The sequence below is a fragment of the Pseudomonas sp. M20 genome, from assembly GCF_045037865.1.
GTDB lineage: Bacteria > Pseudomonadota > Gammaproteobacteria > Pseudomonadales > Pseudomonadaceae > Aquipseudomonas.
Window position 1 is genome coordinate 5,271,646 of the sequence record NZ_CP173611.1, and the last position, 21,816, is coordinate 5,293,461.

Annotated in this window: 24 protein-coding genes; 19 read left to right on the forward strand and 5 right to left on the reverse strand. The window is 60.0% G+C overall.

Annotated elements, in window-relative coordinates:
* Positions 1-2: 2 nt before the first annotated feature.
* A complete protein-coding gene (gene rpmE / locus ACI514_RS23305; RefSeq protein WP_007909403.1) occupies positions 3-230 on the reverse strand; it encodes a 50S ribosomal protein L31 in 228 nt (75 codons plus the stop codon).
* A gap of 288 nt (positions 231-518) precedes the next feature.
* On the opposite strand from rpmE, the gene ACI514_RS23310 reads away from it, so the two are divergent.
* Positions 519-2,738, forward strand: coding sequence for a primosomal protein N' (locus ACI514_RS23310; protein WP_160055092.1), 2,220 nt, complete (start codon positions 519-521; stop codon positions 2,736-2,738).
* 93 nt (positions 2,739-2,831) lie between these two features.
* Here ACI514_RS23310 and ACI514_RS23315 read toward each other — a convergent pair whose 3' ends face one another.
* Positions 2,832-2,954 (reverse strand): hypothetical protein, encoded by a 123-nt coding sequence (locus ACI514_RS23315; RefSeq protein WP_256677627.1) that lies wholly within the window; start codon positions 2,952-2,954, stop codon positions 2,832-2,834.
* On the opposite strand from ACI514_RS23315, the gene argS reads away from it, so the two are divergent.
* From argS to ACI514_RS23360, 9 genes are all read left to right on the forward strand, one after another.
* The gene (argS, locus tag ACI514_RS23320; RefSeq protein ID WP_405122465.1) at positions 2,953-4,689 is read left to right on the forward strand and encodes an arginine--tRNA ligase; all 1,737 of its coding nucleotides are present in this window, start codon (positions 2,953-2,955) and stop codon (positions 4,687-4,689) included. The two genes, ACI514_RS23315 and argS, sit on opposite strands and share 2 nt — an antisense overlap.
* A 1-nt stretch (position 4,690) precedes the next feature.
* Complete coding sequence (locus ACI514_RS23325; RefSeq protein ID WP_007909385.1) at positions 4,691-5,407, forward strand: SPOR domain-containing protein; 717 nt, start codon at positions 4,691-4,693, stop codon at positions 5,405-5,407.
* Positions 5,408-5,639: 232 nt separating this feature from the next.
* Positions 5,640-6,170, forward strand: a complete 531-nt coding sequence (gene hslV / locus ACI514_RS23330; protein WP_016984593.1) for an ATP-dependent protease subunit HslV — start codon at positions 5,640-5,642, stop codon at positions 6,168-6,170.
* A 54-nt stretch (positions 6,171-6,224) separates the two neighbouring features.
* Complete coding sequence (hslU, locus tag ACI514_RS23335; protein WP_160055086.1) at positions 6,225-7,562, forward strand: ATP-dependent protease ATPase subunit HslU; 1,338 nt, start codon at positions 6,225-6,227, stop codon at positions 7,560-7,562.
* Positions 7,563-7,638: 76 nt separating this feature from the next.
* A complete protein-coding gene (locus ACI514_RS23340) occupies positions 7,639-8,010 on the forward strand; it encodes a gamma-butyrobetaine hydroxylase-like domain-containing protein (RefSeq protein ID WP_141127262.1) in 372 nt (123 codons plus the stop codon).
* A 255-nt stretch (positions 8,011-8,265) separates the two neighbouring features.
* Positions 8,266-9,945: a class II poly(R)-hydroxyalkanoic acid synthase gene (gene phaC / locus ACI514_RS23345; protein WP_077570403.1), complete on the forward strand. Its 1,680-nt coding sequence runs from the start codon at positions 8,266-8,268 to the stop codon at positions 9,943-9,945.
* 142 nt (positions 9,946-10,087) lie between these two features.
* Positions 10,088-10,942 (forward strand): poly(3-hydroxyalkanoate) depolymerase, encoded by an 855-nt coding sequence (phaZ, locus tag ACI514_RS23350; RefSeq protein WP_034152967.1) that lies wholly within the window; start codon positions 10,088-10,090, stop codon positions 10,940-10,942.
* A 139-nt stretch (positions 10,943-11,081) separates the two neighbouring features.
* Positions 11,082-12,764 carry a class II poly(R)-hydroxyalkanoic acid synthase gene (gene phaC, locus ACI514_RS23355; RefSeq protein WP_160055080.1) on the forward strand — a complete coding sequence of 561 codons (1,683 nt, stop codon included), beginning with the start codon at positions 11,082-11,084 and terminating at the stop codon, positions 12,762-12,764.
* Between the two features lie 30 nt (positions 12,765-12,794).
* Positions 12,795-13,415: a TetR/AcrR family transcriptional regulator gene (locus ACI514_RS23360; protein ID WP_122855557.1), complete on the forward strand. Its 621-nt coding sequence runs from the start codon at positions 12,795-12,797 to the stop codon at positions 13,413-13,415.
* Positions 13,416-13,686: 271 nt separating this feature from the next.
* Here the strand turns inward: ACI514_RS23360 and ACI514_RS23365 are convergent, their stop codons facing one another.
* The 3 genes from ACI514_RS23365 to ACI514_RS23375 all read right to left on the reverse strand — a co-directional run bounded on the left by ACI514_RS23365 (position 13,687) and on the right by ACI514_RS23375 (position 15,524).
* Entirely contained in the window at positions 13,687-14,610 is a 924-nt protein-coding gene (locus ACI514_RS23365) for a phasin family protein (protein WP_160055077.1), read from the reverse strand.
* Positions 14,611-14,620: 10 nt separating this feature from the next.
* Complete coding sequence (locus ACI514_RS23370; RefSeq protein ID WP_095113427.1) at positions 14,621-15,043, reverse strand: phasin family protein; 423 nt, start codon at positions 15,041-15,043, stop codon at positions 14,621-14,623.
* A 205-nt stretch (positions 15,044-15,248) separates the two neighbouring features.
* The gene (locus ACI514_RS23375; RefSeq protein ID WP_007909364.1) at positions 15,249-15,524 is read right to left on the reverse strand and encodes a polyhydroxyalkanoic acid system family protein; all 276 of its coding nucleotides are present in this window, start codon (positions 15,522-15,524) and stop codon (positions 15,249-15,251) included.
* A 166-nt stretch (positions 15,525-15,690) separates the two neighbouring features.
* Between ACI514_RS23375 and ubiE the strand changes: the two genes are divergently transcribed.
* The 9 genes from ubiE to ACI514_RS23420 all read left to right on the forward strand — a co-directional run bounded on the left by ubiE (position 15,691) and on the right by ACI514_RS23420 (position 21,800).
* Entirely contained in the window at positions 15,691-16,461 is a 771-nt protein-coding gene (gene ubiE, locus ACI514_RS23380) for a bifunctional demethylmenaquinone methyltransferase/2-methoxy-6-polyprenyl-1,4-benzoquinol methylase UbiE (protein ID WP_008080626.1), read from the forward strand.
* Positions 16,461-17,084 (forward strand): SCP2 domain-containing protein, encoded by a 624-nt coding sequence (locus ACI514_RS23385; protein WP_034152973.1) that lies wholly within the window; start codon positions 16,461-16,463, stop codon positions 17,082-17,084. The genes ubiE and ACI514_RS23385 overlap by 1 nt, the downstream gene beginning before the upstream one ends.
* The gene (gene ubiB / locus ACI514_RS23390) at positions 17,081-18,685 is read left to right on the forward strand and encodes a ubiquinone biosynthesis regulatory protein kinase UbiB (protein WP_150707963.1); all 1,605 of its coding nucleotides are present in this window, start codon (positions 17,081-17,083) and stop codon (positions 18,683-18,685) included. The genes ACI514_RS23385 and ubiB overlap by 4 nt, the downstream gene beginning before the upstream one ends.
* Before the next feature lie 120 nt (positions 18,686-18,805).
* Positions 18,806-19,207, forward strand: a complete 402-nt coding sequence (gene hisI, locus ACI514_RS23395) for a phosphoribosyl-AMP cyclohydrolase (RefSeq protein ID WP_007909357.1) — start codon at positions 18,806-18,808, stop codon at positions 19,205-19,207.
* Positions 19,200-19,532: a phosphoribosyl-ATP diphosphatase gene (locus tag ACI514_RS23400; protein ID WP_003220849.1), complete on the forward strand. Its 333-nt coding sequence runs from the start codon at positions 19,200-19,202 to the stop codon at positions 19,530-19,532. The genes hisI and ACI514_RS23400 overlap by 8 nt, the downstream gene beginning before the upstream one ends.
* A 25-nt stretch (positions 19,533-19,557) precedes the next feature.
* The gene (locus ACI514_RS23405; protein ID WP_003220847.1) at positions 19,558-19,839 is read left to right on the forward strand and encodes a twin-arginine translocase TatA/TatE family subunit; all 282 of its coding nucleotides are present in this window, start codon (positions 19,558-19,560) and stop codon (positions 19,837-19,839) included.
* Between the two features lie 10 nt (positions 19,840-19,849).
* Positions 19,850-20,308, forward strand: coding sequence for a Sec-independent protein translocase protein TatB (tatB, locus tag ACI514_RS23410; RefSeq protein WP_160055071.1), 459 nt, complete (start codon positions 19,850-19,852; stop codon positions 20,306-20,308).
* A complete protein-coding gene (gene tatC / locus ACI514_RS23415) occupies positions 20,305-21,096 on the forward strand; it encodes a twin-arginine translocase subunit TatC (RefSeq protein WP_007909342.1) in 792 nt (263 codons plus the stop codon). The genes tatB and tatC overlap by 4 nt, the downstream gene beginning before the upstream one ends.
* A complete protein-coding gene (locus tag ACI514_RS23420; protein ID WP_405122466.1) occupies positions 21,093-21,800 on the forward strand; it encodes a 16S rRNA (uracil(1498)-N(3))-methyltransferase in 708 nt (235 codons plus the stop codon). Before tatC ends, ACI514_RS23420 begins: the two co-directional genes overlap by 4 nt.
* The last annotated feature ends 16 nt before the right edge of the window (positions 21,801-21,816 follow it).

Sequence of the window (21,816 nt, forward strand, 5' to 3'; positions counted from 1 at the left end):
CCTTACTCTGCAGCAGCAGGTTTCTTGCCGAAAGCACCGAAACGGTCTGCGAACTTCTGAACGCGACCACCGGTGTCCAGAGTCTTCTGCTTACCGGTGTAGAACGGGTGGCATTCGTTGCACACGTCGATTGGCAGAGCTTTGCCGAAAGTCGAACGGGTTTCGAACTTGTTGCCACAGCTGCAGGTAACAGCGATGACTGGGTAATTCGGGTGGATATCAGCTTTCATGGTGTCTTCCTCAGCTAGCGTGCCGCCATCCAACACTATTGTTGAATACCGCACGTAATTAGGCCGCGGATTCTACCAGACCTTTTCAAACACGCAAGCTGTCACCGAGACCGACCGTCTGCTAGGCTCCCGGCCCATTGCGCTGTCCCTGTGGGAGCGAGCCTGCTCGCGAAGACGATCTATCAGCCAGCATATTAGCCGCCTGACACACCGCTTTCGCGAGCAGGCTCGCTCCCACAGGTTATGTACGCAGTCCTTTTAATCGCCTGTTGATAGAGATCCCCCCGCGTGCCCGACGCCATCTTGCGCCTCGCCTTGCCTTCGCCCTTGCGCCGCTTGTTCGACTATCGAGCCCCGGCCGGCGTACTGCGCGAGCAATTGCAGCCGGGCATGCGCCTGCGGGTGCCGTTCGGTCGGCGCGAGATGATCGGGATTCTGGTCGAGGTCACGGACACCAGCGAAGTGCCGGTGGAGAAACTCAAGCCGGCGCTGGCCCTGCTCGATGCGACACCGCCGCTGCCACCGGCACTCTTCAAGTTGTGCCTGTGGACCTCGCAGTATTATCAGCACAGCCTAGGTGACACCCTGAACTGGGCACTGCCAGTCCTGCTGCGTCAGGGTGAGCTGGCCGAAGCCCGCCAGGAGCGTTTCTGGTCGATCACCCCCGGCGCCAGCCTTGATGATCCGCGCGTTGCCCGCGCGCCGCGTCAGCGTGAAGCACTGGCGACGCTGGCCCAGCACCCACACGGCGTCGCCCATCAGTTGCTGAGCAAACTGATGCTGAGCAAGGACAGCCTCGATCTGTTGCTGGCGAAAAATCTGGTGCAAGTGGAAATACGCCGCCATGCCCCGGGCGCGCGTCACGAACACTGGCTCGCTCAGCCGGAATTGCCGCTCAACGCCGAACAGCGCGCTGCCTATGAGGCGATCCGCGCCGGTTTCGACAGTTATCACGCGTTCCTGCTGGCCGGGGTTACCGGCAGCGGCAAGACCGAAGTCTATTTGCAACTGATCCGCGAAACCCTCGAAGCCGGCAAGCAGGCGCTGGTGCTGATCCCGGAGATCAACCTCGGCCCGCAGACCCTGGCGCGCTTCGAGCAGCGTTTCAACGCGCGGATCGCCCTGCTGCACTCGGCAGTCAATGACCGCGAGCGCCTCGACGCCTGGCTCGCCGCCCGGGATGGCGAGGCCGACATTATTATCGGTACCCGATCGGCGCTGTTTACGCCGATGAAGAATCCCGGGCTGATCATCATCGACGAGGAGCACGACGGCTCTTATAAACAGCAGGAAGGTTTGCGTTACCACGCCCGCGATCTGGCGTTGGTACGTGCACGGCAGGAAAACATCCCGATCGTGCTGGGTTCAGCCACCCCGTCGCTGGAAAGTCTGCACAACGCCTACACCGGCCGTTACGGTCTCCTACGCCTGAATGAACGTGCCGGCGGCGCCAAGCAGCCGCGCTTCCTGCGCCTGGATGTAAAAAGCCGCCCACTGGACAGCGGCATTTCCGGGCCGATGCAGCAAGCTATCGGTCAGACACTGGCAAACGGGCAACAGGTTTTGGTGTTCCTCAACCGTCGCGGTTTTGCACCGACGTTGCTGTGCCACGATTGCGGCTGGATGTCCGAGTGTTCGCGCTGCGATGCGCGGATGACCGTGCACCAGCGCTACGGCGAATTACGTTGCCACCATTGTGGCTATGTCGAGCGCACGCCGCGCCAGTGCCCGAAGTGCAACAAGGTTGATTTGCGGCCCGTGGGCGCCGGCACCGAGCGCGCCGAAGAACGCCTGGCGATTCTTTTTCCGGACTATCCGGTGCTGCGCGTTGACCGCGACAGCACATCGCGCAAGGACGCGATGAATCAATTGTTCGCGACGATTCAGAAGGGGCAGCCGTGCATTCTGGTCGGAACGCAAATGTTGGCGAAAGGGCACCACTTTCCACGAGTGACGCTGGTGTCGATCCTCGATGCCGACGGCGGTTTGTTCTCCGGCGACTTCCGCGCCAGCGAGCGCATGGCGCAGCTGATCGTGCAGGTGGCCGGGCGTGCCGGGCGAGCAGAAGAACCGGGCAAGGTGATCATTCAGACGCACCTCGCCGACCATCCATTATTGGTGCAGCTCACCGAACAGGGCTATTTCGCCTTTGCCGAACAGGCCTTGAGCGAGCGCCGGGCTGCCGGGTTGCCGCCGTTTGCGCATCTGGCATTGTTGCGTGCCGAAGCGCACAAGCCGGGGCAAGCAGAAGGCTTTCTCGATGAGGCGTGCAGCGAAGCCGAGCGCTTGCTGGCTGAGCAGAATCTGAGCGGGATCGAATTGCTCGGGCCAGTGCCTGCGCCGATGGAGCGCCGTGCTGGCCGTTATCGCGCGCAGTTGTTGTTGCAGGCGACGGCGCGGGCGCCGCTGCATCGGTTGCTGGCGAGTTGGTTGCTGGTGCTGGAGCAGATGCCGAGTGGGCGCGCGGTGCGCTGGTCGCTGGATGTCGATCCCGTCGATTTGTATTGAAATTCAAAAGATCGCAGCCTTCGGCAGCTCCTACAGGAAAATGCGTATCACCGTGTAGGAACTGCCGAAGGCTGCGATCTTTTGATCTGAATGTCACCACATATCCATAACCTGCCTGCTAAGGTTGGCAAGCCCGTCTTCGCAACGGATAATGCCCAGTTTTTCCACCCGCGCATCGATGCGCCCGCCGCGCTTGCGGTCGAAAGAGAAGACCATGAAAGACACCATTCGCCAGCTGATCCAACAAGCCCTCACCCAACTCGTCAACGAAGGTGTGTTGCCTGAAGGCCTGTCGCCGGCGATTCAGGTGGAGAACGCCCGGGACAAGACCCACGGTGATTTCGCCAGCAACATTGCCATGATGCTGGCCAAGCCTGCGGGCATGAAACCGCGCGATCTGGCGGAAAAAATCATCGCCGCACTGCCGGCTGACGAGAACGTCACCAAAGCCGAAATCGCTGGCCCGGGCTTCATCAACTTCTTCCAGAACACCCAGGCTTTGGCCTCGCGTCTCGACGCTGCCTTGGCTGATGCCCATGTTGGCGTACGCAAGGCCGGCCCTGCGCAGCGCACCGTGGTCGACCTGTCGGCACCGAACCTGGCGAAAGAAATGCACGTCGGCCATTTGCGCTCGACGATCATCGGCGACGGCGTGGCCCGCGTCCTTGAGTTCCTTGGCGACGAAGTGATCCGTCAGAACCACGTCGGCGACTGGGGCACCCAGTTCGGCATGCTGATGGCGTATCTGCAGGAAAACCCGATCACCAGCGACGAGCTGTCGGATCTGGAAAACTTCTACCGCGCCGCCAAACAACGTTTCGATGAATCCGAAGAATTCGCCGACCGCGCCCGTGGCCTGGTGGTCAAGCTGCAGGCCGGTGATGCCGAGTGCCTGGCGCTGTGGACCAAGTTCAAGGACATCTCGCTGTCGCACTGCCAGAAGATCTACGAACTGCTCAACGTCAAACTGACCATGGCCGACGTGATGGGCGAAAGCGCCTACAACGACGACCTGATCAACGTGGTCAACGATCTGAAAGCCGCAGGCATGCTGGTCGAGAGCAACGGCGCCCAATGCGTGTTCCTCGACGAGTTCAAGAACGCCGACGGCGACCCGCTGCCGGTGATCATCGTCAAGGCTGATGGCGGTTACCTGTACGCCACCACTGACCTGGCAGCCGTGCGCTATCGCAGCGGCAAACTGAAAGCCGATCGCGCGCTGTACTTTGTCGATCAGCGTCAGGCCCTGCACTTCCAGCAAGTGTTTGCCGTGGCGCGCAAGGCCGGTTTCGTCACCCATCCGATGGAAATGGAGCACATGGGCTTCGGCACCATGAACGGCGCCGACGGCCGTCCGTTCAAGACCCGTGACGGCGGCACCGTGAAGCTGATCGATCTGCTGACCGAAGCGCAGGAACGCGCCTACAGCCTGGTGAAAGAGAAGAACCTGGAGCTGGCCGAAGACGAACTACGCAACATCGCCAAAGTCGTCGGCATCGGCGCGGTGAAATACGCCGACCTGTCGAAGCACCGCACCAGCGACTACAGCTTCAACTTCGACCTGATGCTGAATTTCGAAGGCAACACTGCGCCTTACCTGCTGTACGCCTACACCCGCGTCGCGGGTGTGTTCCGCAAACTCGGCAAGGACTTCAGCGAAGTCGATGGCCAGATAGTATTGGAAGCGGCGCACGAACAAGAGCTGGCGGCAAAACTGGCGCAGTTCGGTGAAGTGCTGAATAACGTGTCCGACAAAGGCACGCCGCACATTCTCTGTACTTATCTGTACGACGTTGCCGGTCTGTTCTCCAGCTTCTATGAGAACTGCCCGATCCTCGCCGCCGACACCCCGGCCCAGATGCAGAGCCGTCTGCGTCTGGCCGCGCTGACCGGTCGCACCCTCAAGCAAGGCCTGGAGCTGTTGGGTCTGGAAACTCTGGAGCGTATGTAAGTTGGCTGCCAAGAAAAAACCTGCACCCAAACGTGGCGCCAGCCGTTACCAAGCTCCTGCGAAGCAACCGATTCCGGGCTGGCTGTGGATGGCCATCGGCCTGACAGTCGGCGCGTTCATCGTGTTCCTGATGAAGCTGGAGCCGGGCAAGGGCAGCGACACGGTCAAGCGTGAGAAGGTCGAGCAGGCACAACAGCAGAAAGCGTCGAAGATTGCCGAGGCCAACAAGACCCCGCCGAGCCCGACGCAACCGGTCAAGCCGAAGTACGACTTCTACACCCTGCTGCCGGAATCGGAGGTGATCGTGCCGCCGGACGCCGTGCCGGAGAAGACCTTGCCGACGCCACAAGTGCCGGCCATCCCGACCACGCCAGTGACACCGGCAGAAGCGGCGAAGATCGACACCGCGCGCGCTCAGGCAGCACTGGCCGGGATTACCCCGCCGCCAGCGCCACCGGTAAGCAAAGCGGCACCGGTGACCAAGTTCTTCCTGCAGGCCGGCTCGTTCCGCAAGGAAACCGATGCCGACAAGGTCCGCGCGCAGATCATTCTGCTCGGTCAGGCGGTCGCGGTTGAGTCCGGCACAGTGAAAGATGAAACCTGGTATCGCGTACTGGTCGGCCCATTCAGCAACCGCGAACAACTGACCACCGCGCAGAAACAACTGGCCGGTGCCGGCTTCAGCAACCTGTTGTTACAACAACGCCAGAGCCGCTGATTTCGTCAGAGTCACCGCGTCATCGTTCTTCGCGAGCAGGCTCGCTCCCACAGGAATTACGCTGTCCCTGTGGGAGCGAGCCTGCTCGCGAAGGCAATGTTTGCAACACCACATATCCCTGATCAGTCCCCGCCGTTCGTCCCTCCGCACCCTCCCCGGTTGAAATCCTCTCCAGCACCCCCATATGAATGGGCATAAGGCACTTTCGCCCCGCTGTGTGGAGACTCTTCCCTTGACCACCATCGTTTCAGTCCGCCGTCACGGCAAAGTCGTCATGGGCGGCGACGGCCAGGTTTCTCTCGGCAATACCGTGATGAAAGGCAACGCGAAAAAAGTCCGTCGCCTGTACCACGGCCAGGTCATCGCCGGTTTTGCCGGTGCCACCGCTGACGCCTTTACCCTCTTCGAACGTTTCGAAGGCCAGCTTGAAAAACATCAGGGCCACCTGGTGCGCGCCGCTGTCGAACTCGCCAAAGAATGGCGCACCGACCGCTCCCTGAGCCGCCTCGAAGCCATGCTCGCGGTGGCCAACAAAGACGCCTCGCTGATCATCACTGGCAACGGTGACGTGGTCGAACCTGAAGATGGCCTGATCGCCATGGGTTCCGGCGGCGGCTATGCGCAAGCCGCCGCCAGCGCGCTGCTGAAAAAGACCGACCTGTCGGCCCGCGAAATCGTCGAAACCGCCCTTGGCATCGCCGGCGACATCTGTGTATTCACCAACCACACTCAGACCATTGAGGAGCAGGATCTCGCTGAATAAGCCTGACGCGGCCCTGTGCCACGGCTTGTTTCTGCTTGAGGACCGTCAACTACTATGTCCATGACTCCCCGCGAAATCGTCCACGAACTCAACCGCCACATCATCGGCCAGGACGATGCCAAGCGCGCCGTCGCGATTGCCCTGCGCAACCGCTGGCGCCGCATGCAGCTGCCTGAAGAGCTGCGCGTTGAAGTGACCCCGAAGAACATCCTGATGATCGGCCCGACCGGTGTCGGTAAAACCGAAATCGCCCGTCGTCTGGCGAAACTGGCCAACGCGCCGTTCATCAAGGTCGAAGCGACCAAGTTCACCGAAGTCGGCTACGTTGGCCGTGACGTCGAATCGATCATCCGTGATCTGGCCGACGCTGCGATCAAGATGCTCCGTGAGCAGGAAATGACCCGCGTTCGCCATCGCGCTGAAGACGCTGCCGAGGATCGTATCCTCGACGCACTGCTGCCGCCGGCGCGCATGGGCTTCAGCAATGAAGAAGCGCCGAGCAGCGATTCCAACACCCGCCAGCTGTTCCGCAAGCGTCTGCGCGAAGGTCAGCTGGACGACAAGGAAATCGAGATCGAAGTCGCCGAAGTTGCCGGCATCGAAATCGCCACGCCGCCTGGCATGGAAGAGATGACCAACCAGTTGCAGTCGCTGTTCGCCAACATGGGCAAGGGCAAGAAGAAGGCGCGCAAGCTCAAGGTCAAAGAAGCGCTGAAACTGGTGCGCGACGAAGAAGCCGGGCGTCTGGTCAATGAAGAAGAGCTGAAGGCCAAAGCGCTGGAAGCGGTTGAGCAGCACGGCATCGTGTTCATCGACGAGATCGACAAAGTCGCCAAACGTGGCAATGTCGGCGGCGCCGATGTCTCCCGTGAAGGCGTACAGCGCGACCTGCTACCGCTGATCGAAGGCTGCACCGTCAACACCAAACTGGGCATGGTCAAGACTGACCACATCCTGTTCATCGCGTCCGGTGCGTTCCACCTGAGCAAGCCGAGCGATCTGGTGCCTGAGCTGCAAGGTCGCCTGCCGATCCGCGTCGAACTCAAAGCCCTGAGCCCGTCGGACTTCGAGCGCATCCTCAGCGAACCGCACGCTTCGCTCACCGAGCAATACTGCGCGCTGCTGAAAACCGAAGGCCTGAACATCCAGTTCCAGCCGGAAGGCATCAAGCGTCTGGCGGAGATCGCCTGGCAGGTCAACGAGAAGACCGAGAACATCGGTGCCCGTCGTCTGCACACGCTGCTTGAGCGTTTGCTCGAAGAGGTGTCGTTCAGTGCCGGCGATCTGGCCAGCACCCACGATGAGAAGCCGATTCTGATCGACGCCGAATACGTCAACAGCCACCTCGGCGAATTGGCGAAGAACGAAGACCTGTCCCGTTATATTCTGTAAAGCGGCAAGCTCCGAGCTACAAGCGGCAAGCTGAGTTAAGCTTGCAGCTTGTTGCTTGCAGCTCAAGGCTGTTTTTATGATTCCTACCGACATCAAACTGCACAAAGCCTCGAAAACCCTGACGCTCACCTACGCGTCCGGCGAGGAATACACCCTGCCCGCCGAATTCCTGCGCGTGCATTCGCCCTCCGCCGAGGTCCAGGGCCACGGCAAACCGATCCTGCAATTCGGCAAGATCAACGTCGGTCTGAGCAAGCTGGAACCGGCCGGTCACTACGCACTGAAACTGACCTTCGACGACGGTCACGACAGCGGCTTGTTCACCTGGGATTATCTCTACGAGCTGGGGCGACGTTATGACGCACTCTGGGCCGATTATCTGGCCGAGCTCAAAGCCGCCGGAAAAACCCGCGACCCGAACGAGTCGATCGTCAAGCTGATGCTCTAGCCCGAGCCTTGCGCTCATTAGAGGGCATTTTCTAAATTCATCTGTTTGAATGCTCCGCTGTGTGGCCGAGGATCGGCCCGCTTGCGAAAAAAATTAAACTCGGGTAACCAATGGAGCTGGCAAGTTCCCTGCAGTGCTCTACGACTGTAAAGCAGCTATGCAGAATTAACGGTCACCCGAGCAGTAGTACCTGGCATTGGCTGTGGAACTGCACAGAAAACCGGGTACTCGTCTCAGGACAATGGAGCGTCGTAGATGAGTAACAAGAATAACGATGACCTGAAGTACCAAGCCTCGGAAAACACCCTGGGGCTTAATCCCGTCGTTGGGCTACGCGGAAAGGATCTGCTGGCCTCTGCTCGTATGGTGCTGAAACAGGCCATCAGACAACCGATCCATAGCGTCAAGCACGTCACCCATTTCGGCCTCGAACTGAAGAACGTGTTGTTTGGAAAATCCGAACTGCAACCGGCTGGCGATGACCGTCGCTTCGCTGATCCTGCGTGGAGCCAGAACCCGCTCTACAAACGTTATCTGCAAACTTACCTGGCGTGGCGCAAGGAACTCCATGCTTGGATCGATGACAGCAGCCTGTCACCCAAAGACATTGCCCGCGGCCACTTTGTCATCAACCTGATGACCGAAGCCATGGCCCCGACCAACACCGCCGCCAACCCGGCCGCCGTGAAACGCTTCTTCGAAACCGGCGGCAAAAGCCTGCTCGACGGTCTCTCGCATCTGGCCAAGGATCTGGTGCACAACGGCGGTATGCCGAGCCAGGTCAACATGGGCGCGTTCGAAGTCGGCAAGAGCCTCGGCGTCACCGAAGGCGCGGTGGTGTTTCGCAACGACGTGCTGGAGCTGATCCAGTACAAGCCGATCACCGAGCAAGTCCACGAGCGCCCTTTGCTGGTGGTGCCGCCGCAGATCAACAAGTTCTACGTATTCGATTTGAGCCCGGACAAGAGTCTGGCGCGCTTCTGCCTGCGCAATAACGTGCAGACGTTTATCGTCAGCTGGCGCAACCCGACCAAAGCACAGCGCGAGTGGGGCCTGTCGACCTATATCGACGCGCTGAAAGAAGCCGTCGACGTGGTCACCGCGATTACCGGCAGCAAAGACGTGAACATGCTCGGCGCCTGCTCCGGCGGCATCACCTGCACCGCCCTGCTCGGCCATTACGCGGCGATCGGCGAGAAGAAGGTCAATGCCCTCACGCTGCTGGTCAGCGTGCTCGACACGACGCTGGACAGCGACGTCGCCCTGTTCGTCGACGAGCAGACTCTGGAGACCGCCAAGCGCCATTCGTACCAGGCCGGCGTGCTCGAAGGCAAAGACATGGCCAAGGTCTTCGCCTGGATGCGTCCCAACGACCTTATCTGGAACTACTGGGTCAACAACTACCTGCTCGGCAATGAGCCGCCGGTGTTCGACATCCTGTTCTGGAACAACGACACCACCCGGTTGCCCGCTGCGTTCCACGGCGACCTGATCGAGATGTTCAAAAACAACCCACTGATCCGCCCGAATGCACTGGAAGTGTGCGGCACGCCGATCGACCTCAAGCAGGTCACGGCCGATATCTTCTCGCTGGCCGGCACCAACGACCACATCACGCCGTGGAAGTCCTGCTACAAGTCGGCGCAGTTGTTCGGCGGCAAAGTGGAATTCGTGCTGTCGAGCAGTGGGCATATCCAGAGCATTCTGAACCCGCCGGGCAACCCGAAATCGCGCTACATGACCAGCGAAGAAGTGGCTGCCAATGCCGATGAATGGCAAGAGAACTCGACCAAGCACACCGACTCCTGGTGGCTGTACTGGCAGACGTGGCAGGCCGAGCGCTCGGGCAACCTGAAAAAGGCCCCGCTGAAACTGGGCAATAAAGCGTATCCGGCGGGTGAAGCCTCGCCGGGCACTTACGTTCACGAGCGGTAACTGACACACCCGGCCCAATGTAGGAGCTGCCGCAGGCTGCGATCTTTTGATTCTGTTTTTAAAATCAAGATCAACAGATCGCAGCCTTCGGCAGCTACTACACAGGGGGCGGGGTGTACTTGAAATCCACAGGGCCTGACGCATGCCGCAACCGTTCATATTCCGTACCGTCGATCTGGATGGCCAGACCCTCCGCACGGCGGTACGCCCCGGCAAGCCTCACTTGACGCCCTTGCTGATTTTCAACGGCATCGGCGCCAACCTGGAGCTGGTGTTTCCGTTTGTCGCGGCACTGGATCCAGATCTGGAAGTGATCGCCTTCGACGTGCCCGGTGTCGGCGGTTCCTCGACGCCGAACCGGCCGTATCGCTTTCCCGGTCTGGCCAAGCTGACCTCGCGCATGCTCGATTACCTCGACTACGGTCAGGTCAACGTCATTGGCGTGTCGTGGGGCGGCGCGCTCGCGCAGCAGTTCGCCTACGACTACCCCGAGCGCTGCAAGAAACTGGTGCTGGCGGCGACCGCTGCCGGTGCGGTGATGGTGCCGGGCAAACCGAAAGTGCTGTGGATGATGGCCAGTCCCCGGCGCTACATCCAGCCGTCCCATGTGATCCGCATCGCCCCGCTGATCTACGGCGGCTCGTTCCGTCGCGACCCGACGCTGGCGGCCAGCCACGCCGCGAAAGTGCGTTCGGCGGGCAAGCTCGGTTACTACTGGCAACTGTTCGCCGGCTTGGGCTGGACCAGCATTCACTGGCTGCACAAGATCCATCAGCCGACGCTGGTGCTGGCCGGCGATGACGATCCGCTGATCCCGCTGATCAACATGCGCATGCTCGCCTGGCGCATTCCCAACGCCCAACTGCACATCATCGACGACGGTCATCTGTTCCTGATTACCCGCGCCGAAGCGGTGGCGCCGATCATCATGAAATTCCTCCAGGAGGAACGTCAGCGCGCGGTGATGCATCCGCATCCGACACCGCTCGGCGGTTAAACCCGGCGGCAGGCTTTATGCAGGCCTTTGGCAAAGAGTGCGCGGCAGGACGCCGCGCAGGCAACAACCCGCAACAGCGTCTATGGTGTTCTGGTTCGGTGAGTTTGTTTTTGGCCTGAAGACGAAGGAGTGTTGAGTCATGCGCGACAAACCAGCGACGGGCGTAGTGCCCAGCCCCGCCGTGTTCATCAACGCACAAAGTGCGATCACCGGCCTGCGTGGGCGGGATTTGATTTCGACCTTGCGCAATGTGGCAGCCCATGGCCTGCGTAACCCGATCCACAGTGCGAAGCATGCCTTGAAACTCGGCGGCCAATTGGGCCGCGTGCTGCTCGGCGAAACTCTGCACCCGACCAATCCGAACGACAGCCGCTTCGCCGATCCGGCGTGGAGCCTCAACCCGTTTTACCGGCGTAGCCTGCAGGCCTATCTGGCCTGGCAGAAGCAGGTCAAAAGCTGGATCGATGAAAGCAACATGAGCCCGGACGATCGCGCTCGTGCGCACTTCGCCTTCACCCTGCTCAACGACGCCGTGGCGCCGTCGAACACCCTGCTCAATCCACTGGCGGTCAAGGAGCTGTTCAACTCCGGTGGGCACAGCCTGGTGCGCGGTCTCAGTCATTTGTTCGATGACCTGCTGCACAACGACGGCTTGCCACGTCAGGTGACCAAACAGGCTTTCGAGGTCGGCAAAACCGTCGCCACCACCACCGGCTCGGTGGTGTTTCGCAACGAGATGCTGGAACTGATCCAGTACAAACCGATGAGCGAAAAGCAGTACGCCAAGCCGCTGCTGGTGGTGCCGCCGCAAATCAACAAGTACTACATTTTCGACCTGAGCCCGCACAACAGCTTCGTCCAGTACGCCCTGAAAAACGGTTTGCAGACGTTCATGATCAGTTGGCGCAACCCGGATGTGCGCCATCGCGAATGGGGCCTGTCGACCTACGTCGAGGCTGTGGAAGAAGCGATGAACATCTGCCGGGCGATCACCGGCGCCCGCGAGGTCAACCTGATGGGCGCCTGCGCTGGCGGGCTGACCATCGCCGCGCTGCAAGGGCATTTGCAGGCCAAGCGGCAGCTGCGAAGGGTTTCCAGCGCGACGTATCTGGTCAGCCTGCTCGACAGCGAAATCGAAACCTCGGCTACGCTGTTTGCCGATGAGCAAACCCTCGAAGCGGCCAAGCGTCGCTCCTATCAGAAAGGCGTGCTCGAAGGTCGCGACATGGCCAAGGTCTTCGCTTGGATGCGCCCCAACGATCTGATCTGGAGCTACTTCGTCAACAACTACCTGCTGGGCAAAGAGCCGCCGGCCTTCGACATCCTCTACTGGAACAACGACAACACCCGTCTGCCCGCCGCGTTTCACGGCGACTTGCTGGACTTCTTCAAGCACAACCCGCTGACCCATCCGGGTGGACTTGAGGTCTGTGGCACGCCGATCGATCTGCAGAAAGTCACCGTCGACAGCTTCAGCGTCGCCGGCATGAACGACCACATCACACCGTGGGATGCGGTGTATCGCTCGACCCTGCTGCTCGGTGGCGAGCGGCGTTTCTTGCTGTCCAACAGCGGCCATGTGCAGAGCATTCTCAACCCGCCAAGCAACCCGAAAGCCGCGTACGTCGAGAACGGCAAGATGAGCAGCGACCCGCGCGCCTGGTACTACGACGGCAAGCACGTCGACGGCAGTTGGTGGCCGCAGTGGCTGGAATGGATTCAACAGCGCTCCGGCGCCCAGCACGAAACCTCGTTCACCCTCGGCAATCCGAACTATCCACCGATGGAGGCAGCGCCCGGTACTTACGTGCGTGTGCGCTGACGCTTAACCGAACTTTTCTAAGAAGACTGGATGAAAACCCGCGACCGGATTCTCGAATGTGCTTTGCAACTGTTCAACGAAAAGGGCGAGCCGAACGTTTCCACCATGGAGGTGGCCAACGAAATGGGGATCAGCCCGGGCAATCTCTACTACCACTTCCACGGCAAGGAACCGCTGATTCTCGGGTTGTTCGAACGCTTCCAGAATGAACTGGCGCCACTGCTCGATCCGCCAGCGGATGTGGAACTGGCACCTGAGGATTACTGGCTGTTTCTGCATTTGATCGTCGAGCGGCTGGCGCAGTATCGCTTTCTGTTTCAGGACCTGTCGAACCTCGCCGGACGACTGCCAAAACTGGCCAAGGGCATTCGACATCTGCTCAATGCGTTGAAGCGCACCCTAGCGTCGTTGCTGGCGCGGTTGAAGGCTGGGGGGCAGTTGGTCAGTGATACGCAGGCGTTGGGGCAGTTGGTGGAGCAGATCACCATGACGCTGCTGTTTTCGCTGGATTATCAGCGGATTCTGGATCGGGAGGGTGAGGTGAGATTGGTCGTGTACCAGATCATGATGCTGGTAGCGCCGCACTTGCTGCCGCCGGTTAAGGTCGCCACCGAACGCATGGCCCTGCAGTACCTTGAAGATCACGACTGAATCAAAAACCCCTCCCCCTAACCCTCCCGAAACGTCGGACCGCCCGGAGGGAGAGGGGACTGATCCGGGGATGCTGATGAGCTACGCCGACCTGAAATTTCTCTGTTGAATCCATAATCGACTCGGTTTTTCAGGTCGATGCATGACGCAAGACATTGCGGTCGGCTCCCTCTCCCTCCGGGAGAGGGCTGGGGTGAGGGTAAGCTTTTAAAAAGCACAAACAAAAACGCCCGACCTTCACAGGCCGGGCGTTTTGTTTTGCCCTGAAGAATCAGGACTGACTGGTTGGCGTCGACGGGGTCGATGCAACAGTCGGGGTAGCCGCCGGAGTCGGTGCCGCGGCGGAGTTCGACGCGCTCACCGGGGCTGCCGGAGTGGCCGGCCTGGCTGCAGCAGGTGCTGCTGGCTTCGGCGCTGCGGCTTTCGGCGCGGCCGGTTTTTTCACTGCCGGTTTCTTCGCTGCTGCCGGTTTGGCCGCAGGCTTGGCAGCTGGTTTGGCCGCAGCGGTTTTCGCTGCTGGCTTGGCGGCTGGTTTCGCTGCAGTTTTGGCCGCAGGTTTTGCTGCAGTTTTGGCAGCGGCTTTGGCGGCAACCGGTTTGGCTGCAGCTTTGGCTGCGGGCTTGGCGGCAGCGGTTTTCGCAGCCGGTTTAGCCGCGGCTTTTGCCGCGGGTTTAGCTGCCGCTTTGGCCAGTGGCTTGGCAGCAGACTTGGCCGCTGGTTTGGCCGCAGCCGTTTTCGCTGCCGGTTTTGCCGCAGCGGTTTTCGCCGCCACAGGCTGGGCTTTCAGACCGGTGAGTTTCTCGATCTGTTTGGTCAGTGTGTCGACCTTGCTGTTGAGTGCTTTGACTTCATTGCGGCTCGGTACACCGAGGCGCGAAATCGCGCTGTTCAGGCGCTTGTCGAAAGCCCCTTCCAGCTCGTCCCACTTGCCCAGTGCGCGATCTTTCACGCCGCTGATGCGCGACTTGGCCGAAGAAGCGGAGTCCTTGGCGGCATCGACTTTTTTGCCGACTGCGGACTTGGTGAGCTTCTCGGCTTTCTCGCCGTCTTTGACCAATGTATCGAAGAGCTTGCTGCCGTCAGTGTCGATCTTCGAGTACACGCCTAAACCAGCCAGCCAGATTTTGCGGGAGTAGTCTTCGACTTTCCCGATCCACGAGCTGCCTTCTTTATCGGTGTTCTTTTTACCAGCCATCCCGTTCTCCTTAAGATTTACGCGCGACGCGTTCGAGCAATGCCGTCAGCTCATCGAGCTTAGCAGAGAGTGTCTCAACGTCATGTTTAGACGGAATGCCGATACGATTCAAGGCGCTTGCTACGCGGGAGTCGAACGCCTTCTCGACCTTGTCGAGCTGAACTTCGACACGACCTTTGAAAGAACTCACTTCGCTCTTGGCTTCATCGATCTCGGCGTTGGCCGCTTCGAGTTTTTCGGTGACGGCTTTTTTGCCTTTCTTTTCAACAGTTTGACCAGCTTTGATCAACTCTTGAAAGTAGTCGCTGCCCTCTTGGCCGACCTTGGCGTAGGCACCCAGGCCTGCCAGCCAGATCTTGCGGGCATAGGATTTGACGTCGCTCAGAGCAGAAGTCGAAACGTCGATTTTTTTCTTCAAAATAACTTTGGCCATGGTGCACCCCACGCGCAGAAGGTTTGAGGAACTGCCCGGGAAAGTGTCGGGCTCAGGCACAAAGTAGGCAGAAAAATTAGAAACGGCACCCTAACAACTGACATGAATCGGTGGTGCCTGAATGAAAAGATCGCAGCCTTCGGCAGCTCCTACAGGGGAATGTGTACGTCTGTAGGAGCTGCCGAAGGTTGCGATCTTTTGATGTTCAAACCAAAGCTTTGTCGAGGGCTTTTTCGATTTCGGCTTTGATCATGCCGCTCATGGCCGACATCATCAGGCCCAGCTCAACGTCGACCTTGATCGAATCGTCCGCCACATGCACCGCGCCTTTCACGCCCGAGCGCTTGAGGTTCAGGGTGTCGCCGGACCATTGCGGCTCCAGGCCATATTGCTCGGAGAGTTTTTGCGCCAGCTTGTCGGCCTTCTCGCGGGCAGCTTCCTTACCCAGATTGTGGGCACGCTCAACAGTGATTTTGGCCATTGATTGACTCCTGCTTTTTGAATGGGGCGAAAAAGATGTGTCGGTAAATCTTGACCGCCGCTGCGGCAAATCGTCCCGAGGGTTGCCCATCTTACCTTTAGCCATTCCAAGACAAAGCATGGCTTGGGGATTAGAATGTCGCGCATTCTCTTTTGGTGACAGCGATATGACTGATCAGCGCAAAGGCAGCGATGCCGAACCCACCACTCACTTCGGCTTCAAAAACGTTCCGGAAAGCCAGAAAGCGGAAAAAGTCGCTGAGGTTTTCCACTCGGTAGCCGCCAAGTACGACCTGATGAACGACCTTCTGTCGGGCGGCATGCACCGTCTGTGGAAGCGTTTTGCGATCGAACTGTCGGGCGTGCGCAGCGGTAACCGCGTGCTGGACATCGCCGGCGGTACCGGTGATCTGACCAAAAAATTCTCGCACCTGGTCGGCCCGACCGGTCAGGTGGTATTGGCTGACATCAACGAATCGATGCTCAAGGTCGGTCGTGACCGTCTGCTCGATCTGGGTGTTGCCGGCAACGTCGAATTCGTTCAGGCGGACGCAGAAAAACTGCCGTTCCCGGACAACCATTTCGATTGCGTGACCATCGCCTTCGGCCTGCGCAACGTGACGCACAAAGAAGACGCCCTGCGCTCAATGCTGCGCGTGCTCAAGCCCGGCGGTCGTTTGTTGGTGCTGGAATTCTCCAAGCCGACCAACGCGCTGATGTCGAAAGCCTACGATGCCTATTCGTTCGCCTTCATGCCGCTGATGGGCAAGCTGATCACCAACGACTCGGAAAGCTATCGCTATCTGGCCGAATCGATCCGCATGCACCCGAATCAGGAAACCCTGAAGTCGATGATGGTCGACGCCGGTTTCGACCGCGTGACCTATCACAACATGACCGCAGGCATCGTCGCCCTGCACCGTGGCATCAAGCCCTGATGTTGCTCACCGGGCTGCTCGCCAGCGTTGAACTCGGCCTCAACCGGGTGCTGCGTCTCGACAGCACGGCGTTGCCACGGCTGGCGCATTTGACCGGCAAGGTGATTGCCGTCGACTGCCGCAGCCCGGCGCTGCAACTGTTCATTCTGCCGAGCGACGAAGGTTTGATGCTGGCGTCCCATTGGGAAACCGCTGTCGACTGCACCCTGCGTGCGCCGGCCTCGAGCCTGATCAAACTGGCCGTGAGCAAAGACAAGACTGCGGTGCTGCACGCCCCGGAAGTCGAACTCGATGGCGACAGCGGCGTGCTGCTGGAACTGGCCGGTGTGCTGCAGGATCTTGAGCTGGACTGGGAGTACGAACTCTCGCGCTGGCTCGGCCCGGTCGCCACGCAACTGGTCGGTGGCCATCTGCGCAGCCGCGCGCGCTGGTATCAACAAGGATTTGCCAGCCTTAACCAGAACCTCGCCGAATACCTTGCCGAAGAATCGCGCACCCTCGTCGGGCAGCGCGAAGCCGAAGCGCGGTTTAGCGAACTGGACCGGATCAAACTTGATCTGGAACGTCTCGAGGCGCGTTTCGAGCGCCTTTCCCGATCCCTCGACCCAAGCGATAACGCATGAAGCTGCTCGCCGTCCGCCGTCTGCTGCGCATCCAGTCTGTCGTGATCCGCTACCGCCTCGATGACCTGCTGTTCGATCTGCCGCTGCCCTGGTTTCTCCTGGCGCTGCGCTATGTGCTGCCGTGGCGCTGGTTCCCGCGCAAGCCGCTGGACCTGAGCCGGGGCGCGCGTTTGCGCCTGGCGCTGCAGGACCTCGGGCCGATTTTCATCAAGTTCGGGCAGATTCTTTCGACCCGCCGCGACCTGCTGCCGGAAGACATCGCCGATGAGCTGATGCGCTTGCAGGATCGCGTGCCGCCGTTCGATTCGCAGCTGTCGATCAAGCTGATCGAGGAGCAACTGGGCAAGAAGATCAGCGACGTGTTCAGCCGTTTTGACGTCGAACCGTTGGCTTCGGCTTCGGTGGCGCAGGTGCATGCCGCGCAGCTGAAAACCGGCGAAGAAGTCGTGGTGAAGGTGATCCGCCCGGGTCTGAAGCCGATCATTGCGCAGGATCTGGCGTGGCTGTTCATCCTTGCCCGCGCGGCTGAAAAACTGTCTGCCGACGCGCGTCTGCTGCACCCGGTCGACGTCGTGCAGGACTACGAAAAAACCATCTACGACGAACTCGATCTGCTTCGCGAGGCGGCCAACGCCAGCCAGTTGAAGCGCAACTTCGAAGGCTCGCCGCTGCTGTATGTACCGCAAGTCTATTGGGACTGGTGCCGGCCGAAAGTGCTGGTGATGGAACGCATCTACGGCATTCAGGTCACCGATCTGGCAACCCTCGCCGACCAGCGCACCGACATGAAAATGCTCGCCGAACGTGGCGTGGAGATCTTCTTCACCCAAGTATTCCGCGACAGCTTTTTCCATGCCGACATGCACCCAGGCAACATCTTCGTCAGCACCGTCAATCCGTGGAGCCCGCAGTACATCGCGATCGACTGCGGCATCGTCGGCAGCCTGACCCCGGAAGACCAGGATTATCTGGCGCGCAATCTGTTCGCCTTCTTCAAGCGTGACTACCGTCGCGTGGCGCAACTGCACATTGATTCGGGCTGGGTGCCGGCGGAAACCAAACTCAACGAATTCGAAGCGGCGATCCGTACCGTGTGCGAACCGATCTTCGAAAAACCGTTAAAAGATATTTCATTTGGCCAGGTGCTGATGCGCCTGTTCCAGACCGCGCGGCGCTTCAACATGGAAGTGCAGCCGCAACTGGTGCTGCTGCAAAAGACCCTGCTGAACATCGAAGGTCTTGGCCGTCAGCTGTATCCGGATCTGGACCTGTGGAACACCGCGCAGCCATTCCTCGAACGCTGGATGCGCGAGCGCGTCAGCCCGAAAGCCTTGCTGGGCAACGTGCAGAGCCAGTTTGAACAGCTGCCGCATTTGGCCAACATGGCTCGTGATCTGCTCGAACGCATGTCGCAACCGCACGCCTACGACCCACCGCCGCCATGGCATAAACGCAAGGACGACTGGTTCCTGCGCCTGCTCGGTTGCGCGCATCTGGCCGGCGGGGTAATCCTCGCCATCGGTGGCCCGCTGCACGAATTGGGGCATTGGCCGGCCGGAATCATGGTGGCCGTCGGCTTGTATCTGGTCGTTCGCCGATAGCACGAATCAGCTGCAAGTTATAAGCTGCGAGCTGCAAGCCTGACGATACTGGAACACCGCAATCTGCTCTTACTTGCAGCTTGGAGCTCAAAGCTTGTAGCTGCGTTTCGGGAATTGAAGATGAAAAACTGGCTGGACGAGATCAAATGGGACGCTGATGGCCTGGTGCCGGCGATTGCCCAGGATCACAAGACCGGACGCGTACTGATGATGGCTTGGATGAACCGCGAAGCGCTCGAACTGACCGCTGCGGAAAACCGTGCCATCTACTGGTCACGTTCCCGTGGCAAGCTGTGGCGCAAGGGCGAAGAGTCCGGCCATGTACAGACGCTGCATGAAATGCGTCTGGACTGTGACGCCGACGTGATCATCCTGATGGTTGAACAGATCGGCGACATCGCTTGCCATACCGGCCGTCAAAGCTGCTTTTACCGTGTCTTCGAAAACGGCGACTGGAAAACCGTCGACCCGGTTCTGAAAGATCCGCACGCTATCTATTCCGCAGGACACAAACATGAGTGACACCCTGACCCGCCTCGCTCAGGTACTTGAAGAGCGCAAAGGCGCAGCCGCCGACAGCTCGTATGTGGCTAGTCTGTATCACAAGGGTTTGAACAAGATTCTGGAGAAAGTCGGCGAAGAGTCGGTCGAAACCATTATTGCCGCCAAGGACGCTGCGATCAGCGGCGACTGCAGTGACGTGATCTACGAGACCGCCGACCTGTGGTTCCACAGCATGGTCATGCTTGCTCAACTGGGGCAGCATCCGCAGGCCGTGCTGGATGAACTGGATCGTCGCTTCGGCCTGTCCGGACACGTCGAGAAAGCCTCGCGTCCGTCCGCCTGAACAATTTTTAGAGAGGAACAGCAACATGGGCATTTTTGACTGGAAACACTGGATCGTCATTCTGGTTGTCGTGGTGCTGGTGTTCGGCACCAAGAAACTGAAAAACCTCGGCACCGACGTTGGCGAATCGATCAAGGGCTTCCGCAAAGCCATGAACGACGATGAAAAACCGGCCGCTGATCCAACCGTGACGCCTGCGCAGCCAGTGCCACCGGTGCAGCCGCAAGCCACCGCTCAGGCCAACCCGCCGCACACCATTGACGTGCAGGCGCAGAAAGTCGAAGAGCCGATCCGCAAAGACGTGTGAGCACTGACTAATGTTTGGTATCAGCTTCTCTGAACTGCTGCTCGTCGGCCTCGTCGCCCTGCTGGTGCTGGGCCCCGAGCGTCTGCCGGGCGCTGCACGCACCGCAGGCCTGTGGGTCGGCCGGCTGAAGCGCAGCTTCAACGCGATCAAACAGGAAGTTGAACGTGAAATCGGCGCCGACGAGATCCGTCGGCAACTGCACAACGAGCACATTCTGTCGCTGGAGCAGGAGGCGCGGAAGATTTTCACGCCGGTTCAGCAAGAGCCGACGCCGGTTGAGCATGTAGGTCAGCAGACAATTCATGCGCCGACCGCGCCTGTTACGCCAGCACCGGCACCCGCTGCCGTTGTAGCACCGACAGAGCCGGCGCCAGCCGCTGTGGAACAATCTGTTGAACACGTTGCGCCAACCGCCGCGCCGATCACACCAGCGCCTCAAGACCCTACTCTGCCGCCGCGAGCCCCATGAGCGATCTCCCCGAAAACGACCAGCACATGCCGCTGGTTTCGCACCTCACCGAGTTGCGCACCCGCCTGCTGCGTTGTGTGGCGGCGATCTTCATCATCTTCGCCGGGCTGTTTGCGTTCACCCAGCAGATCTACACCTTCGTCTCGACGCCGCTGCGCCAATACCTGCCGGTCGGCGCGACGATGATCGCTACCGACGTGTCGTCGCCGTTCCTGACGCCGCTGAAGCTGACGATGATGGTCTCGCTGTTCCTCGCGATCCCGGTGATCCTGCATCAGATCTGGGGCTTTATCGCGCCGGGCCTGTACAAGCATGAGAAGCGCATCGCGGTGCCGCTGCTGGTGTCGAGCATTCTGTTGTTCTACACCGGCATGGCGTTCGCCTATTACTTCGTGTTCCCGCTGATCTTCAAATTCTTCGCCGCTGCCACCCCGGCCGGCGTGGAAATGATGACCGACATCGCCAGTTACCTCGACTTCGTCATGACGCTGTTTTTCGCCTTCGGCGTGGCGTTCGAGATCCCGGTGGCCGTGGTGCTGCTGGTGTGGATCGGCGTGGTCGACGTGGCCTACCTGAAAAAGATCCGCCCGTACGTGATCATCGGCTGCTTCGTGGTCGGCATGATCCTGACGCCGCCGGACATCTTCTCGCAAACCCTGCTGGCCGTGCCGATGTGGATGCTGTTTGAAATCGGCATTCTGTTCGGTGGTTTGATCAGCAAGCGCGAACGTCCGGACGAGAACCCGGCCGACGACCACAACGACCAGCCGCCAGCGACCCAGGCATGAACCTGCTGTTGCTCGAAGAGGCCGATTTCATTGCGGCTGACCGCGTGGTCCTGCGTGATCGACGTCTGACGCACATGCAGGAAGTTCATCGTTCGGAAGTCGGTGACAGTCTGCGCGTCGGGCGCATCGATGGGTTGATGGGTTCGGCCGAGTTGCTGCGCCTGGAAGCGGGTGAAGCCGAACTGCGCGTCAACCTCGATCAGCCGCCACCTGCCAAGCTGCCGTTGACCCTGGTGCTCGCCCTGCCGCGGCCGAAGATGCTTCGCCGGGTGTTTCAGACCGTGGCGACCATGGGCGTGTCCAAGGTGATTCTGGTCAACAGCTATCGGGTCGAGAAGAGCTTTTGGCAGACGCCGTTTCTTGAACCTGCAGCGATTCGCGAAAATTTGATCCTCGGCCTCGAACAGGCCCGCGATACCGTGCTGCCGGAAATCATCATCGAGAAGCGCTTCAAGCCGTTCGTTGAAGATCGGCTGCCGGCGATTACCGAAGGCACCCTCGGTTTGGTCGGCCATCCCGGTAACTATCCACCGTGCCCACGCGCGCTCAGCGAACCAGTGACGCTGGCCATCGGCCCTGAAGGCGGCTGGATTCCCTACGAAATCGATCTGCTGGCCAAGTCCGGCCTGCAACCGGTGCAACTCGGCGAACGCATCCTGCGCGTCGAAACCGCCGTCACCGCCCTCCTCGCCCGCCTCTTCTAACCAAACACCGCTCCCC

Coding starts and splice junctions, on each gene's coding strand:
- phaC (WP_160055080.1), top strand. CDS start 11,082: ATGCGCGACAAACCAGCGACGGGCGTAGTGCCCAGCCCCGCCGTGTTC.
- ubiE (WP_008080626.1), top strand. CDS start 15,691: ATGACTGATCAGCGCAAAGGCAGCGATGCCGAACCCACCACTCACTTC.
- ACI514_RS23405 (WP_003220847.1), top strand. CDS start 19,558: ATGGGCATTTTTGACTGGAAACACTGGATCGTCATTCTGGTTGTCGTG.
- rpmE (WP_007909403.1), bottom strand. CDS start 230: ATGAAAGCTGATATCCACCCGAATTACCCAGTCATCGCTGTTACCTGC.
- hslU (WP_160055086.1), top strand. CDS start 6,225: ATGTCCATGACTCCCCGCGAAATCGTCCACGAACTCAACCGCCACATC.
- ACI514_RS23360 (WP_122855557.1), top strand. CDS start 12,795: ATGAAAACCCGCGACCGGATTCTCGAATGTGCTTTGCAACTGTTCAAC.
- ACI514_RS23365 (WP_160055077.1), bottom strand. CDS start 14,610: ATGGCTGGTAAAAAGAACACCGATAAAGAAGGCAGCTCGTGGATCGGG.
- ACI514_RS23385 (WP_034152973.1), top strand. CDS start 16,461: ATGTTGCTCACCGGGCTGCTCGCCAGCGTTGAACTCGGCCTCAACCGG.
- hisI (WP_007909357.1), top strand. CDS start 18,806: ATGAAAAACTGGCTGGACGAGATCAAATGGGACGCTGATGGCCTGGTG.
- ACI514_RS23340 (WP_141127262.1), top strand. CDS start 7,639: ATGATTCCTACCGACATCAAACTGCACAAAGCCTCGAAAACCCTGACG.
- ACI514_RS23400 (WP_003220849.1), top strand. CDS start 19,200: ATGAGTGACACCCTGACCCGCCTCGCTCAGGTACTTGAAGAGCGCAAA.
- tatC (WP_007909342.1), top strand. CDS start 20,305: ATGAGCGATCTCCCCGAAAACGACCAGCACATGCCGCTGGTTTCGCAC.
- ACI514_RS23315 (WP_256677627.1), bottom strand. CDS start 2,954: ATGGTCTTCTCTTTCGACCGCAAGCGCGGCGGGCGCATCGATGCGCGG.
- ACI514_RS23420 (WP_405122466.1), top strand. CDS start 21,093: ATGAACCTGCTGTTGCTCGAAGAGGCCGATTTCATTGCGGCTGACCGC.
- ACI514_RS23370 (WP_095113427.1), bottom strand. CDS start 15,043: ATGGCCAAAGTTATTTTGAAGAAAAAAATCGACGTTTCGACTTCTGCT.
- ACI514_RS23375 (WP_007909364.1), bottom strand. CDS start 15,524: ATGGCCAAAATCACTGTTGAGCGTGCCCACAATCTGGGTAAGGAAGCT.
- argS (WP_405122465.1), top strand. CDS start 2,953: ATGAAAGACACCATTCGCCAGCTGATCCAACAAGCCCTCACCCAACTC.
- ubiB (WP_150707963.1), top strand. CDS start 17,081: ATGAAGCTGCTCGCCGTCCGCCGTCTGCTGCGCATCCAGTCTGTCGTG.
- phaC (WP_077570403.1), top strand. CDS start 8,266: ATGAGTAACAAGAATAACGATGACCTGAAGTACCAAGCCTCGGAAAAC.
- phaZ (WP_034152967.1), top strand. CDS start 10,088: ATGCCGCAACCGTTCATATTCCGTACCGTCGATCTGGATGGCCAGACC.
- tatB (WP_160055071.1), top strand. CDS start 19,850: ATGTTTGGTATCAGCTTCTCTGAACTGCTGCTCGTCGGCCTCGTCGCC.